The following is a 14,630-nucleotide window of genomic DNA, read 5'->3' as shown; positions in this document are numbered from 1 at the left end:
CGTTGGTGGCGGCCCGCCCGGTTCGTTCGTCAGGTGTTCTCGATCTGGTCGATGATGGTCTTGGCGTCGTCGATGGGGATGGCGAAGCCGATGCCGACTGAGCCGGTGGAGGTGGACGACGGGCTGTAGAGGGCGGAGTTGATGCCGATGACCTCGCCGTTCATGTTGACGAGGGGGCCGCCGGAGTTGCCTTGGTTGATGGAGGCGTCGGTTTGGATGGCGGTGTAGCTCGGGCGTTCGTTCCTGGTGTTGGCGGTCTGCCCGAAGGGGGTGTCGGGTTCACCGCGGGAGATGTCGGAGAGATCACGGTCGAGTGCGCTGACGATGCCGGTGGTGACGGTGTTCTGCAGTCCGCCGGGTGAGCCGACGGCGACGACTTCTTCGCCGACCTGCAGTTGGCTGGAGTCGCCGAGGGTGGCGGCGGTGAGGCCGCTGGCGTTGCGGGCTTGGAGGACGGCGATGTCGGCTGTGGTGTCGGAGCCGAGCACGGTGGCCTGGTACTCGGTGCCGTCCGAGAGGGTGATGGTGACGTCGCCGACGGCATCGGAGACGACGTGGGCGTTGGAGAGGATCTTGCCGTCCGAGGACAGGATGACTCCGGAACCGATGGCCTCCCCCTGGCGGGTGGTGACGTTGACCTGCACGACGCTGGGCAGCACCTTGGCCGCGACGGCGCTGACGTCGGTGTTGGCCGTGGTGGAGGTGGACACGGTGGTCGCCGACGAGGGTGCGCTGGTCTGGGAACCGTCGCCGAGGCCGACGATGGCCGCGCCGCCGGCGCCGCCGATCACCGCCGCCGCGAGGGTGCTCGCGGTGACGAGGGCCGCGACGCGCTTCTTCTTCGGCCGCGGTGGCGTGAGAACCGGCGCGGCCGCGACCGGCTGCTGGTAGTGGGGGTGACTGTGGGTCGGCGGCTGCGCGCCGGCCTGGCTTGCCCGGAACTCGTTCTCGTTCATGGCATCGAGATTCGTCCCCTTTCTTGTGAGAATCCTGTGGAGCAACCCGATAATCAGCTGAGAAGCATTTCCTGAGAAACCTCAGGGGCGCAACCGTTTCGGCAGGGCGGGCCAGGGCCGGCCGGGAGACAGGTCACGAGCCAGTCGCGCCCACCGATCGGGTGAGATGTCGGCGTTGATCTCGTTCGGACGGATTTCGGCGCGCCGCAGGGCACGTCGGTCGAACAGGGTGTGTGCCGGTGCGGCCGGCTGCCGGTAGGCGGCCGAGAGGACCGTCCACAGTGCACGTTCGGCGGATCGCGGGAACGGCTTGCGGCGGATCACCAGGTGTGCCGAGTCGACGCGCGGTGGCGGCGAGAAGTGCCGGGATCCGATGCGCGACACCAGTTCCAGGTCGAAGCGTGACGCCCACCATGCCTGTTCGAGCTGTCGCGGCACGGTCGCGCAGACGCGTTTGGCGAAGCCCCATTCGACGATCACCGCGGCCCGGTGGAGCGCGGTGTGCGGGCTGAGCAGACGGCGGAAGAGCGTCGTCGACAGGGCGTACGGCAGGTTGGCCACGACGAAGAAACGGCGCCGGGGCAAGGAGATTTCGCGTGCATCAGCGTGAACGATACGGAGATTCGGACGGTCACGGAAGCGATTGTGCAAACGGCGCACGAAATGGTCATCTCGCTCGACCGCGAGAATGCGCGCACCGGTGGCGGCGAGGTGACCGGTGAGGGCGCCCTGTCCGGCGCCGATCTCCAGGACGAGATCGTCGCCGCCGATGGCGCAGGACTGGACGAGCTGTGCCGCGATCGCCGGTGTGGCAAGGAAATGCACACCGCTCGACCGCGCGGCACGGGGTGCCGAAGGCATGGGTACTCCACGTCATGAGAGCGGGCAGGAGCTCATGACGCGGCGGCTGACGGGCCGGGAGAAGCGCGGAAGAGGCAGCCGCCGCGTCAGGCGCGCCGCAACCGGGCGAACGCCGCGCGGGACTGGCACAAGGTAGCCATGCGCTCCACGTTAGCGGTGCGGGCAAGCGGTTTTCCGAAAACTGTCGGTGGGTGCCGCTACCGTCACACCATCATCGTCCGACCGAAGGAGAACAACGATGACGAGCACAGTCACCGGCACCGTGGAGATCGCCGTGCCGGGTCCGTTCGACCTCACCGCGGCCGCGGGTTTTTTGGAGGGTTTCGCGCCGGCGTCGCGACCGGACGCGGCCGGGGATCCGGGCGTCCTGCGGCTGGCCTTCCCGATGCCGGGCAGCTGGCGCCACACCGGGGTGCGAGTCCGGCAGCGCGCGCCCGGCTCGCTGGAAGTGTCGGTGGTGACAGGGCATGCCGAGGTTGCCGAGGTCGCGAGACAGGTACAGCGGATCCTGTCACTGGATGTCGACGGCGCCGGGTTCACCGCTGTCGGGGAGCGCGATCCGGTGGTGGGAGGGCTGCAGGCGCGGTACCCCGGGCTGCGGCCGGTGTTGTTCACCTCGCCCTATGAAGCCGCCTGCTGGGCGATCATCGCTCAGCGGATCCGGTTCGGCCAGGCGGCGCTGTTCAAGCAACGCATCGCCGAAGGGCACGGCACGCGCCTCGATGTCGACGGATGTCCGTTGTGGTCGTTCCCGGCACCGGCCGAACTGCTGGAGATACCCGCGCCACCGTGGTTGCCGGAGATCAAGGTGGACCGTCTGCGTGTCGTCGCCGAGGCCGCGCTGGACGGGGTACTCGACCCGGTCGCCCTGCGCGCCGGGGAGCCGGAAGACGCGCTGGACGCCCTTCGCGCCCTGCCGGGCATCGGCGCGTTCTCGGCACAGCTGGTCCTGATCCGCGGAGCCGGCCATCCGGACGTCTTCCCCGCGGGCGAGCGATACCTGCTGGAGGAGATGCGCAGGATCTACGACCGCCCCGGCGCGTCGACGGCCGAGCTGTCCGCGGTCGCCGACGCGTGGGCCCCGTACCGGAGCTGGGCCGCGCTCCTGTTCCGCCTCGACCGCGACCGCCGCACCGCCGGCTCCTCGCGGAAGCGGCCGGAAGGGGTGGTGCCCGGGAAGGCAGCCTGACCGGAGCCGCGATGCCGCGAGGTGCTGACGTCCGCCGGACGGGCTCGTTCAGCCGGAACGATCACCCGAGGACGAACGGGACCTTCGTCGCCAGTTCGCCCAGCTCAGCCTTCTCCGCGTCGCTCGGCCGGCGTCGGCCGGTGCCGATCAGCAGCGCCTCCTTGTCGGACAGCGACGCGGGAAACGCGGTTCCGGCGATCTTCTCCAGCATCTCGCGCGAGCGGGCGAGCCCTTCCGCGGGCGGCTCGGCCGCGTCCGGGAGATGCCGGATCAGATCGAGGTGGTGCAGCGTCCACTCCATGACGTAGGTGGAGAGGTAGTCGCCGACGGTGAGGACCTCGTCGCGGGTGCTGACCCGGGCGCGCGGGTCGGCGTGCCCCGCCGCTCGGCCCGCGGCGGAACCGAGGTCGTCGAGGTGGAACTTGAGCAGCCACGACTCCCCGTAGGCGGCGGCCAGCCGGACGGTCAGCGCGTCGAGGGGGTCCTCACCGGTGGGCGGCGTGCCGGTGACGTCCCAGTAGGTCACCTCGTCGCGGGTCGGTTCCGCGTCGGCCGGGGTGGCGAGGGTGATCAGGACGTCCTGCGCGTCGATGATCAGGTGACACACCAGGTCTCGCACCAGCCAGCCGGCGCAGCCGGACGGCTGGGCGAGGTCCTCGTCCGACAGGTCGGCAACCGCCTTGCGCAACGCTGCCCAGGAGCGGGAGAAGAGATCCACGGCCGCAAGCTAACAGTGGCCGCCTGGCGCGGCGAGCGGTTTCGCGGCACGGGCCCGGGAACTACCAGTGAAGGAGCTGTGAACGAGATGGGGGTGATAACAGGGAGCGCACCCGGTGTGTGGTGAGCTTCGCGCGTGAACGAGGCGACGGCTGAGCTCGACGTGCTGGCGGGTCTCTTCGGGGCCCAGCCGGACCCGTCCATCCCGGTGCCGCTGGTGACCGGCGGTGTGGCGCTCCTGCTGGTGCTCTCCGGCGCGCCGTGGCGGCTGGCCCGCAACGTGGTGACGATCGTGCACGAGGCGGGCCACGCGCTGATCGCGGTGCTGGCCGGGCGGCGGCTGCAGGGCATCAAGCTGCACTCGGACACCTCGGGGGTCACGGTCTCGCGGGGGAAGCCCGAGGGCCCGGGGATGGTGCTGACGGCGCTCGCGGGTTACCCGGCTCCGGGGATCCTCGGGCTGGTCTTCGCGAGTCTGCTGGCCGCGGGCCGCATCACGGTGATGCTCGTGCTCGCCGCGGTGCTGCTGCTCGGTGTGCTGGTCATGGTCCGCAACGCCTACGGCGTGCTGACCGTGGTGCTCACGGCCGCCGGGCTCGCCGCGGTCGCGCTCGTCGCTGGACCGCAGGTGCAGGCGTGGTTCATCTACCTGATCACGTGGTTCCTGCTGCTCGGCGGGTTCCGTCCGGTCGTGGAGCTGCAGATCAAGCGGCGCCGCGGTGCGGCGAGGGACTCCGACGCGGATCAGCTCGCCCGGCTGACCGGGGTGCCGGCGTCGCTGTGGATGCTGATGCTCGGGGTGATCGCGGTGACCTGTCTGGTCGTCGGCGGGGCCTGGCTGCTCGAACCCGCGCTGCAGCCCTGACCTGCCCGTGCGGCACACTGGAAGCTCTCGAGTTCCCAGTGTGGAGGTAGCGGTGTCCGACGTGGTGGCGAAGGCTGTTGAGGAGTGCGCGCGGGCGGCCAAGGCCGCGGCGCCGTCGTTGGCCACCGCGTCCGACGAGGCCATCGACGCCGCACTGACCGGCATGGCGAGCCGTCTCCTCGACGCACGTGAAGCGGTGCTGGAGGCGAACCGGGCCGACGTGGCGAAGTCGCGGCAGGACGGCATGAGCGCCGGACTGCTCGACCGGCTCACGATCACCGAAGAGCGGTTGACCGGTATGGCCGAGCAGCTCCGCCTGCTCGCCGGGGCGCCCCATCCGGAGCGCGAGATCCCGTGCGACTCGCTGTCCGGCGGGTTGCGGCTGGTCGAGCGGCGGCGCCCGGTCGGCGTGATCGGGGCGAACTACGAAGCCCGGCCGAACGTGACAGTGGACGTCGCGTCGCAGCTGGTCAAGTCCCGCAACGGCGGGGTGCTGCGCACCGGTTCGGCCGCGCTGGGGTCCGCGCAGCGGCTGCTCGAGGTCGTGATCGCGCCGGCGCTGGCCGACGCGGGCATCGACCCGGGCGTGGTGCAGCTGGTGCCACGCGTCGAACGGGAGGCGGCGGCGGCACTGGTGCGGTTCCCGGACCTGGTGCCGCTGGTGATCCTGCGCGGCAGCGGCGAGAGCACCCGCGCGCTGGCGCTGGAAGCCGCCCAGCACGGGGTCCGGACGCTCGCCCACGCCGACGGTGGTGGCGTGCTGTACGTGGACGAGGCCGCCGATGCGGAGAAGGCGCGCGAGCTGGTGTTCGACAGCCTGGACCGGCTCGGTGTCTGCAACCGGCTGAACCTGCTGCTGATCCATTCCGCGGTGCACGACCAGCTGTGGCCCGTGATCTCCGCGGCGATGGCCGAGCGGAAGGTGACGCCGTCCCTGCCGCCGCACGAGCACGCGATCGGCTACGAGTGGGCGCTGGACTCCGACCACGAGGCCACCGTCACGGTCGCGCAGGTCGGCAGCCTGGCCGAAGCGGTCACCATCGCCAACGAGCAGACCTCCGGGCTGGCGGCGGGCATCGCGACCGAGAACGCCGAAACGGCCACGGCGTTCTTCGACGGCTACACCGGCACCGGCGTGTTCTGGAACGCCCCGACCCGGCTGCTGGACGGCTTCAAGCTGCTCGCCGTGCCGGAGACGGGCATCAACCTGGACCGGGTACCCGGCCCGCGCGGCCCGGTCACGTACACCGACCTGTACGTACGCCAGTACGCCGTCCTGCCTGCGGACCGCTGACGCCCGAGCACTGCTGGACTGCCGCGTCCGCGTGACGACGGCGCTCCGGGTTCCGTCCGGGTGGCCACTCGTGGCGCAGGAGTGGCGCGGGAGCAGCGAGGCGTGGCATGCGGGCGTACCGCTGCCGCGGCGAGCGTGACAGCCGGCGCTCCCGCGGCGTTCGTCCGAGTGGTCTCCTGACGCAGGAGTGGCGCGGGTGTGGCGGTCGAGCATCCGTCCGGGCCGCACGCCTGTCAGTAAGTGCTTCGGCGAGTGCGCGGGGATCAGTCGCGCGCCGCATGCGTTCCGTCGGCGCGCGGTTGCGGGTCGCGGCGCGGGGGCTGCCGCCTTGTGGTCGGTGCGTCAGGCGCGGCGGAGGACGTATGGGTGGAGGCGCGTGTAGCCGCGCACGGTGACCGGGCGCAGGGAGCGCACCGCGAAGCCCGGGAGTTCGGCGACCTCGTCGGCGAGTGCCCGGTCGATCAGCGCCGTCCCCGGACGGGCCAGCGAGGTGAGCCGGGCGGCCACGTTCACCACCGAGCCGTACACGTCGCCGAACCGGCTCAGGATGCGCCCCGCGGCCAGGCCGGCCCGCACCTCCGGCAGGTCCTCGTCGGCGGTCGTGCGCTCGGTCAGCGTCAGGGCGATCCCGGCCGCGTCGGCGGGCGCGTCGGCGACGAACAGGACCTCGTCGCCGATCATCTTCACCACCCGGCCGTGATGATCGGCGATCACCTCCGTCGCGAGCAGCTCGAACCCCTCCAGCACGGCGGACAGCGCGCCCTCGTCCAAGCTCCGGGTCAGCCGCGTGTAGCCGACCATGTCGACGAACCCGACGACCTCCGTCCGCGCCTCCAGGTCCTCGTCCGGTGAGGCCAGCGCCCGCCCGGCGAAGGCGGCCAGATGCCGTCGCCACACGAAGTCCTGCACACGTTGCAGCTCCGGCAGCAGACGTTCGACCAGCATCACGGTCTGCGCGTCGTCCCGGCCCAGATGCTCGTTCTCGGTGATCAGGGTCCACAGCATGCGGACCTGCCACTCCGCCAGACGCGACAGGTGCAGGCCGAGCGTGCGCGCGACCGGCGCCTCCAGCCCCCGATCGAGCAGGCCGGACGAGATCAGCTGGTCCGCGGTCCGCACCGCGTCGATGTCGGCGTCGGTGAAGACCACCTCGTGGTCGCCGACGGTGGCGAACCCCAGCGCACGCCACAGACGGGCGGCCCGTTCGATCGGCACGCCCGCCTTCTCGGCCACCTCGAGCCGGGTGTAGCGGCGCTTGCCGCCGAGCAGGACGCTCTCGAGGTGTTCGGAGTCCACGCCGGCCTACGTGGTGTGCACGATCAGAACGTCGACCTTCGATTTGCGCGCCGCCTCGGACGGCACCGACCCCAGCAACCGCCCGGTCAGCGTGTTCAGCCCCCGGTTGCCGACGACCAGCAGATCGGCCGACCGCTCGGACACGATCTTGCGCAACGCCTCGACGGGCTCCCCGACGACGGCCGCCGTCTCGGTGTTGCCCGCACCCGCCTTGACCGCACGGTCACGCGCCGAGCGGAGCGTGTCCTCGGCCGGCGCCGAGCCGACCACCTGGTACGCCTCCTCGCCGAGCACGTCCTGGGCCTTCTCGACATCCTGCCTGGTCGCCGGGTAGTAGGCGCACACGATGACGAGCGTGGCGCCGGAATCCGCGGCCACCGCCGCCGCCCGGTCCACAGCTCGGAACGATGAATCAGAACCGTCCGTACCGACAACCACGGTCCGGTATGCAGCCATCCCAATACCTCCGGCAAGGGTGCGCGCCTGTGCGCTTTCGCAAGTGGCGCCCAAGGTTACTCGCCAGTCGGTTTCTGCGCAGCCCCGCCACCGGGGAACGTTCCACCTTTCTCACCCGCACCCGGAAACCGGAGCCCGGCCTGCGACGATCATGCGCGAAGCCGGGCGACCGGCGGTCGGCACCGACCCCTGGCCATCAGTGCGGACGTGGAACCTCGACTGGGTACCGGTACCCGGCCGGAGGGCAGGTGGCCGTGGTCGCCTCGGGCCCCGCCGACCTACTGCCGTCCGGACGGCTTGCCCGCCGACGCGGCCTCACGCTCCTCCGGCAGCGGCTCGATCACCGGCTCGGCCTCACCCAGCGCAGCGTTCGCCTCAACCAACAGCTCAACGCGCTCGTCCACGGACCCCCGACTCCCCGACCTACTGCCGCCCGGACGGCTTACCCACCGACGCGGCCTCACGCTCCTCCGGCAGCGGCTCGATCACCGGCAGGGCCTCACCCAGCGCGGCGTTCACCTCAACCAACAGCTCACGGGCCGCCCTGACCCGCCCCGCGCATCCCACACGCAACTTACGCAACGCGCTCGTCCACGGGCCCCCGACTCCCCGACCTACTGCCGCCCGGACGGCTTGCCCGCCGACGCGGCCTCACGCTCCTCCGGCAGCGGCTCGATCACCGGCTCGGCCTCACCCAGTGCGGCGTTCGCCTCGACCAGCACCTCGCGTGCCGCCTTGACCTGCTCCGCGATCCCCGCGCGCAGCTTGCGCAGCGCCTCGACCCGGTCGGCGGCCGCGTTGATGCGGCGGGTCGACTCTTCCGTGGCTTCGCGGACGCGGCGGGCCGCCTCGTCCGCCGCTTCGGCCAGGCGGGCGTTCGCTTCGGTGATCGACTCCTGCTTGCGGCGGTTGGCGTCCTCGACCGATTCGCGACGGCGGCGCTGGATCTCGGCGGTCGCGGACGCCTCCTCGTCGGCGACCTTCTTGCGGATCGCCGCCGCCTCGTCCGACGCTTCGCGGACACGGCGCTCCGCTTCGGCCTTGCTGGTGGCCTCCTGCTCGGCCAGGACGCGCATCGCCTCGGTGCGGCGGGAGGCCATCGCGATCTCGAAGTCCTCCTCGACCTGGGTGCGGCGCTGTTCGGCGTCGCGGTCGAGCCGGTCGCGCTCGTCCTTCGCCTTGGTCGTGATCGACTCGGCCTCGGCGCGCGCGGTCTCCAGGACCTTGCGGTGCTCGGCCTCCATCTCCTTGCGCCGCGCGTCCAGCTCCGACAGCAGCTGCTCGTAGCGGGCGCGCATGGCGCTGGCGTCGGACTCGGCCTTCGCCCGGATGTGCCCGGCCTCGGCCTCCGCGCGGGCACGGGTGTCGGCCGCCTCCTCCTGCGCCAGCCGCAGCATGCGCTGCAACCGCTCGGACAGGCCCTCGACCGTCGTGGGCGGCTGCCCCAGCCGCTCGACCTGCCCGCGCAGGTTCTCGATCTCGCCGCGAGCCTGCTCCAGCTGCCGGGCGAGGTCGCCGGCCTGCGAGATGGCGGCATCCCGGTCGGCGGCGAGCATTTTCAGGTCGCTGTCCAGCCGTTCGAGGTGCTCGTCGACCTGGTGCCGGTCGTAACCGCGTTTGGCCAGGTCGAATCCCGCGCCGAGCGGTACAAGCTCTCGTTCGTCGCCAAGGCTCATGACGCCAGACTACTTAGGCTCCGCGGAACAAATTGATCCGCGTCAGGTGCTTCTCGCGCATCTCCTGGTCGTGCACGCCCAGCCCCTCCTCCGGGGCCAGGCACAACACGCCGACCTTGCCCTGGTGGGCGTTGCGATGCACGTCCAGCGCGGCCTGCCCGGTATCGGCCATCGGATACGTCTTCGACAGCGTCGGGTGGATCAGACCTTTGCCGATCAGCCGGTTGGCCTCCCACGACTCGCGGTAGTTCGCGAAATGCGAGCCGATGATCCGTTTCAGGTTCATCCAGAGGTAGCGGTTGTCGTACTGGTGCAGATAACCGGACGTGGAAGCGCATGTCACGATGATTCCGCCGCGACGCGCCGCGTAAACCGAAGCGCCGAACGTCTCCCGGCCCGGGTGTTCGAACACGATGTCCGGATCCTCGCCGCCGGTCAGTTCGCGGATGCGCGCGCCGAAGCGCTGCCACTCCTTCGGGTCCTGGTCGTTCTCGTCCTTCCAGAACCGGTAACCCTCCGCGTTGCGGTCGATCACCAGCTCGGCGCCCATCCGGCGGCAGATCTCGGCCTTCTCCGGGCTGGACACCACGCACACCGGAATGGCGCCGCCGTTCAGCGCGAACTGGGTGGCGTAGGACCCGAGCCCGCCGGAGGCACCCCAGATCAGCACGACGTCGCCCTGTTTCATGTTCGCGCCGTTCGTCGTCACCAGCTGCCGGTAGGCGGTGGAGTTGACCAGGCCGGGGCAGGCGGCCTCCTCCCAGGTCAGGTGGTCCGCCTTGGGCATCAGCTGGTTGGCCTTGACCAGCGCCAGCTCGGCGAGCCCGCCGAAGTTCGTCTCGAAACCCCAGATGCGCTGGTCGGAGTCGAGCATCGTGTCGTTGTGCCCGTCCGGGCCCTCCAGTTCGACGTTGAGGCAGTGCGCGACGACCTCGTCGCCGGGCTTCCACCGGTGCACGCCGGGCCCGGTGCGCAGCACGACGCCCGCCGCGTCGGACCCGACCACGTGGTAGGGCTGGTCGTGGCGCTGGGCCAGGGGCGACAGCTTGCCGTAGCGCTTGAGGAACTTGAACGTGGAGATCGGCTCGAAGATCGACGTCCACACGGTGTTGTAGTTGATGGCGCTGGCCATCACTGCGATGAGCGCCTCGCCCGGACCCGGCTCGGGGGTGGGCACCTCGTCGACGTGCAGCGATTTGCGCGGGTCCTTGTCGCGGGAGGGCATCCCGTCGAACATTCCCGCCTCGTCCTCGTGCACGGTGACGCCGCGATAGGTCTCGGGCACCGGCAGGTCGCCCACCGCGGTGGTGTCACCGGTGAGGATGGCATCCCGGATGTCCGTGAGCGTCATGTCCGCCTCCTGCGCTGGTTCGGGGAGCATGACATTACTGGCCAGTAACGTCCAGCGCCACCACTGCGGCGGAAGACGGGTCCCACCCGTCCGGTTCGACCGGTTCGCCGTAATGCACACGTGATTGACCGGCCGGCCAACCAAGGCGCACAATCGCAGACGTGGAGGCTGCACCAGCGCGGTCTCCCCGGATGCCGGAGGTGATCACGAATGGCTGAACGTCCGATGCGGTCGTGGACCCGTCCGCACGACTGGGCCGAGGTCGTGCTCGGGGTGGTGGCGCTCCTGACGCCACTGTGGGCGGACACCGACACCACCGCCATGTGGACGATGGTCGTGCTGGGCGCCGTCATCGCGCTGGACGGCCTGCTGTCGCTCTCGATGCCCGGCCTCGTCTACGGCGAAGGAGCCCAGGTCGTCCTGGGCGCGCTGCTGTTCATCGCCCCGTGGGTGATGACCTACACCCAGCTGGACGTGGCGGCGTGGTCCTCCTGGATCATCGGCGCACTGACCGCGGTCGCCGGGCTGGCGGCACTCCCGGTGGCGAACGCGGTGCACCGCGGCGGAGCGACGACCGCGCACTGAGCGGCACCGTTCCGGGGCGGCCCGCGTTCGGATAACGTGGACCGGATCGGCACGAGAGGCGGGCGGAGTGGCGCGGTCGGATTCCGGGGACGATCTCCCGGCCAGGGAGCGGATCCTCCGCGCGGCCGAGGAACTGTTCGCGGAAAGCGGTTTCGACGCCACTCCGACGTCCCGGATCGCCGACCGGGCGGGCGTGCCGAAGGGGCTCGTGCACTACTACTTCCGCCGCAAGTCCGATCTGCTGAGCGCGCTGATCAAACGATTGCCCGACGAGCAGATCGATCCCGCGCACGTCGTGGTCGCCGGGGACATCGCGGAAAGCCTGCGGCGGCTGGTGTCCGCGCTCGACACGCGCCTGGCGGACTCGCGGATGCTGTCGCACCTGCTGTGGCGGGAGGCCGACACGCACCGCGCCGTGCGGGACGCGCTGCACGAGCGGTTCCAGCAACTGGTCCGGCAGGTGCGGGCGGTGATCATCGCGGCGGGTGAAGGGGATCTCGCGGTGGCGGACGTGGACAGCGCGGCCGGGCTGCTGGCGCTCGCGGTCAGCTACCGGCACTCGGTGGCGCGGCACGTCGCGGACGATCCGCCGGACCTGATGGAGCGGGAGCTGAACTTCATCGCCGAAGCGCTGATGGCCCGCCCGGCGCCCGGTTAGTGCGCGGCGGCGGGCTCGACCAGTTCGACGAGCACCCCGCCGGCGTCCTTCGGGTGCACGAAGTTCACCCTGCTGTTCGCGGTGCCGCGCTTGGCCTTGTCGTAGAGCAGGCGCAGGCCCTTGGCCCGCAGCGACTCGGCAGCGGCCTCGACGTCGGTGACCCGGTAGGCGACCTGCTGCAGCCCCGGTCCCTTGGTGTCGAGGAACTTCCCGATCGCCGAGTCCGGGCGCAGCGGCGCGAGCAGCTGGATCGCCGGTCCCGACTCGTCACCGGGGGCGTGCAGCATCGCCTCGCGCACGCCCTGCTCCTCGTTGACCTCGGAGTGCGTGGCGATCATGCCGAAGTTCGCCGCGTAGAAGTCGATCGCGGCGTCCAGGTCGGCGACGGCGATGCCGACGTGGTCGATGGTCGTCACGAACGGCTTCAGCGCGTCATTCATAGTGGTGAGGATAGAGCTTGGCACCGGGGTGAGTGGGTGCCACGGCTCACACCTGTACTGGGCGGACCCTCCGGGTATCGTCGGATCGACCGCCGTTGTTGTCGTCTTGGAGGCTCCTGTGTCCGGTTCCGTCATCCTGGGTGCCGCCCGCACCCCGATCGGCCGTCTGCTCGGTTCACTGAAGGACTTCACCGGCGCGCAGCTGGGCGGAATCGCCATCAAGGCCGCCCTGGAGCAGGCCGGGGTGTCGCCGGACGCCGTCCAGTACACGATCATGGGCCAGGTCCTCACGGCGGGCGCGGGCCAGATCCCGGCGCGGCAGGCCGCGGTGGCCGCCGGGATCCCGATGGACGTGCCCGCGCTGACGATCAACAAGGTGTGCCTGTCCGGCCTGGACGCGATCGCGCTGGCCGACCAGCTCATCCGCGCCGGTGAATTCGACCTCGTGGTGGCAGGCGGCCAGGAGTCGATGACGCAGGCGCCGCACCTGCTGCCGAAGTCGCGGTCCGGCTTCAAGTACGGCGACACCACACTGGTCGACCACATGGCCTACGACGGCCTGTTCTGCGCGTTCGACCAGTGCGCGATGGGCGCGGCGACGGAGAAGTACAACTCCCGCTACGGCCTCACTCGCGAGCAGCAGGACGAGTTCTCGGCGCGCTCGCACCGGCTCGCGGTGGCGGCGACCGAGGCCGGCCGGTTCAAGGCCGAGCTGGCGCCGGTGTCGATCCCGCAGCGCAAGGGTGACCCGGTGGTCTTCGACGCCGACGAGGGCGTGCGTGCCGACACCACGTCCGAGAGCCTGGCCAAGCTGCGCCCGGCGTTCGCCCCGGACGGCACCATCACGGCGGGCTCGGCGTCGCAGATCTCCGACGGCGCGGCCGCGGTGATCGTCGCGAGCCGCGCGAAGGCCGAGGAGCTGGGCCTGGCGCCGCTGGCCGAGATCGGCGCGCACGGGGTGGTCGCCGGGCCGGACGCGAGCCTGCACGAGCAGCCCGCCAACGCGATCAAGGCCGCGCTGGCGAAGGCGAAGCTCGACACGAGCGCGCTGGACCTGGTGGAGATCAACGAGGCGTTCGCCGCGGTCGGGCTGGTGTCGACCGAGAAGCTGGGCCTCGACCCGGAGATCGTCAACGTCGACGGCGGCGCGATCGCGCTGGGCCACCCGATCGGGGCGTCCGGCGCCCGGCTGGCCGTGCACCTCGTGCACGAGCTGCGGCGCCGCGGTGGCGGTCTCGGCGCGGCCGCGCTGTGCGGTGGCGGTGGCCAGGGCGACGCGCTGCTGTTGAAGGTGCCCGCGCTGTAGTGCGGCTGGACGTCGGGGACCTCGTCGATCGCGCGCGGGACGGACAGCCGCGCGCGATCGCGAAACTGATCTCGCTGGTCGAGGACGCGCACCCGCGCCTGCGTGAGGTGGCGGCGGCGCTGACGCCCTACACCGGGCACGCGCGGGTGATCGGCCTGACCGGTCCGCCCGGGGTCGGCAAGTCGACCTCGACGTCCGCGCTGGTGTCCGCGTTGCGGGCCGAGGGCAAGCGCGTCGGCGTGCTGGCGATCGACCCGTCGTCGCCGTTCTCCGGTGGGGCGTTGCTCGGCGACCGGATCCGGATGACCGAGCACGCGACCGATCCCGGCGTGTTCATCCGGTCGATGGCCACACGCGGCCACCTTGGCGGCCTGTCCTGGGCGACGCCGCAGGCGGTACGGGTGCTCGACGCCGCCGGGTTCGACGTGGTGCTGATCGAGACCGTCGGGGTCGGACAGTCCGAAGTGGACGTCGTGAAGCTCGCGGACACCACCGTGGTCCTGCTGGCGCCCGGTCTCGGTGACGGGGTCCAGGCGGCCAAGGCCGGGGTGCTGGAGATCGCCGACGTGTTCGTGGTGAACAAGGCCGACCGCGAGGGCGCGGAGACCGTGGTGCGCGATCTGAAGCAGATGATCGCCTACGCGCGCCGCGAGATCCGGGGCGAGAGCTGGCGGCAGCCGATCGTGCGGACGGTCGCGGCGCGCGGCGAGGGCGTGCAGGACGTCGTCAAGGCGCTGTCCGGGCACCACGACTGGCTCACCGCGCACGGCGAGCTGACCCGCCGCCGCATCGTCCGCGCGGCGAGCGAGGTGGAGGCCATCGCGCTGCGTGAGTTGCAGGCGCGGTTGGCCGACCTGCACGGTGGCGGGCACCTGCCGACGGTGGCGCGGAAGGTCGTCGGCCGCGAGCTGGACCCGTACACGGCGGCGGACGAGCTGCTCGCCGCGCTGTCACCGGTCACGCGCGAACCCGGCTGACGG

16 protein-coding genes are annotated in these 14,630 nt (G+C 71.2%); 7 read left to right on the top strand and 9 right to left on the bottom strand.

Annotated elements, in window-relative coordinates:
• Positions 1–29 precede the first annotated feature (29 nt).
• Entirely contained in the window at positions 30–956 is a 927-nt protein-coding gene (locus tag HNR02_RS16065) for a S1C family serine protease (protein WP_179775950.1), read from the bottom strand.
• 81 nt (positions 957–1,037) lie between these two features.
• Positions 1,038–1,817 carry a ribosomal RNA small subunit methyltransferase A gene (locus tag HNR02_RS16060; protein ID WP_218902900.1) on the bottom strand — a complete coding sequence of 260 codons (780 nt, stop codon included), beginning with the start codon at positions 1,815–1,817 and terminating at the stop codon, positions 1,038–1,040.
• Positions 1,818–2,055: 238 nt separating this feature from the next.
• On the opposite strand from HNR02_RS16060, the gene HNR02_RS16055 reads away from it, so the two are divergent.
• Positions 2,056–3,006 carry a DNA-3-methyladenine glycosylase family protein gene (locus HNR02_RS16055; protein ID WP_179773968.1) on the top strand — a complete coding sequence of 317 codons (951 nt, stop codon included), beginning with the start codon at positions 2,056–2,058 and terminating at the stop codon, positions 3,004–3,006.
• A gap of 61 nt (positions 3,007–3,067) precedes the next feature.
• Here the strand turns inward: HNR02_RS16055 and HNR02_RS16050 are convergent, their stop codons facing one another.
• Positions 3,068–3,724 carry a maleylpyruvate isomerase N-terminal domain-containing protein gene (locus HNR02_RS16050; protein ID WP_179773967.1) on the bottom strand — a complete coding sequence of 219 codons (657 nt, stop codon included), beginning with the start codon at positions 3,722–3,724 and terminating at the stop codon, positions 3,068–3,070.
• 135 nt (positions 3,725–3,859) lie between these two features.
• Between HNR02_RS16050 and HNR02_RS16045 the strand changes: the two genes are divergently transcribed.
• Both HNR02_RS16045 and HNR02_RS16040 read left to right on the top strand, forming a co-directional pair.
• The gene (locus HNR02_RS16045) at positions 3,860–4,588 is read left to right on the top strand and encodes a M50 family metallopeptidase (RefSeq protein ID WP_179773966.1); all 729 of its coding nucleotides are present in this window, start codon (positions 3,860–3,862) and stop codon (positions 4,586–4,588) included.
• Between the two features lie 52 nt (positions 4,589–4,640).
• Positions 4,641–5,882, top strand: a complete 1,242-nt coding sequence (locus tag HNR02_RS16040; protein ID WP_179773965.1) for an aldehyde dehydrogenase family protein — start codon at positions 4,641–4,643, stop codon at positions 5,880–5,882.
• A 342-nt stretch (positions 5,883–6,224) separates the two neighbouring features.
• Here the strand turns inward: HNR02_RS16040 and HNR02_RS16035 are convergent, their stop codons facing one another.
• From HNR02_RS16035 to ccrA, 5 genes are all read right to left on the bottom strand, one after another.
• On the bottom strand, positions 6,225–7,178 hold the full coding sequence (locus HNR02_RS16035; RefSeq protein WP_179773964.1) for an adenylate/guanylate cyclase domain-containing protein: 954 nt from the start codon (positions 7,176–7,178) through the stop codon (positions 6,225–6,227).
• Positions 7,179–7,184: 6 nt separating this feature from the next.
• Positions 7,185–7,634, bottom strand: a complete 450-nt coding sequence (locus tag HNR02_RS16030; protein ID WP_179773963.1) for a universal stress protein — start codon at positions 7,632–7,634, stop codon at positions 7,185–7,187.
• A gap of 278 nt (positions 7,635–7,912) precedes the next feature.
• Positions 7,913–8,038 (bottom strand): hypothetical protein, encoded by a 126-nt coding sequence (locus HNR02_RS36120; RefSeq protein ID WP_281377233.1) that lies wholly within the window; start codon positions 8,036–8,038, stop codon positions 7,913–7,915.
• A 210-nt stretch (positions 8,039–8,248) separates the two neighbouring features.
• Positions 8,249–9,310, bottom strand: coding sequence for a coiled-coil domain-containing protein (locus HNR02_RS16020; RefSeq protein WP_179773962.1), 1,062 nt, complete (start codon positions 9,308–9,310; stop codon positions 8,249–8,251).
• A 13-nt stretch (positions 9,311–9,323) separates the two neighbouring features.
• A complete protein-coding gene (gene ccrA, locus HNR02_RS16015; protein WP_179773961.1) occupies positions 9,324–10,661 on the bottom strand; it encodes a crotonyl-CoA carboxylase/reductase in 1,338 nt (445 codons plus the stop codon).
• A 210-nt stretch (positions 10,662–10,871) separates the two neighbouring features.
• On the opposite strand from ccrA, the gene HNR02_RS16010 reads away from it, so the two are divergent.
• Both HNR02_RS16010 and HNR02_RS16005 read left to right on the top strand, forming a co-directional pair.
• On the top strand, positions 10,872–11,246 hold the full coding sequence (locus HNR02_RS16010) for an SPW repeat protein (RefSeq protein WP_179773960.1): 375 nt from the start codon (positions 10,872–10,874) through the stop codon (positions 11,244–11,246).
• Between the two features lie 67 nt (positions 11,247–11,313).
• Positions 11,314–11,904 (top strand): TetR/AcrR family transcriptional regulator, encoded by a 591-nt coding sequence (locus HNR02_RS16005; protein WP_179773959.1) that lies wholly within the window; start codon positions 11,314–11,316, stop codon positions 11,902–11,904.
• Here the strand turns inward: HNR02_RS16005 and mce are convergent.
• Entirely contained in the window at positions 11,901–12,344 is a 444-nt protein-coding gene (gene mce, locus HNR02_RS16000; RefSeq protein ID WP_179773958.1) for a methylmalonyl-CoA epimerase, read from the bottom strand. The two genes, HNR02_RS16005 and mce, sit on opposite strands and share 4 nt — an antisense overlap.
• Before the next feature lie 118 nt (positions 12,345–12,462).
• On the opposite strand from mce, the gene HNR02_RS15995 reads away from it, so the two are divergent.
• Both HNR02_RS15995 and meaB read left to right on the top strand, forming a co-directional pair.
• Positions 12,463–13,650: an acetyl-CoA C-acetyltransferase gene (locus HNR02_RS15995; protein ID WP_179773957.1), complete on the top strand. Its 1,188-nt coding sequence runs from the start codon at positions 12,463–12,465 to the stop codon at positions 13,648–13,650.
• On the top strand, positions 13,650–14,627 hold the full coding sequence (gene meaB, locus HNR02_RS15990; RefSeq protein ID WP_179773956.1) for a methylmalonyl Co-A mutase-associated GTPase MeaB: 978 nt from the start codon (positions 13,650–13,652) through the stop codon (positions 14,625–14,627). The genes HNR02_RS15995 and meaB overlap by 1 nt, the downstream gene beginning before the upstream one ends.
• Positions 14,628–14,630: the final 3 nt, after the last annotated feature.

The sequence above is a fragment of the Amycolatopsis endophytica genome (assembly GCF_013410405.1).
GTDB lineage: Bacteria > Actinomycetota > Actinomycetes > Mycobacteriales > Pseudonocardiaceae > Amycolatopsis_E > Amycolatopsis_E endophytica.
This window is presented reverse-complemented; position numbering and strand designations above follow the sequence as displayed.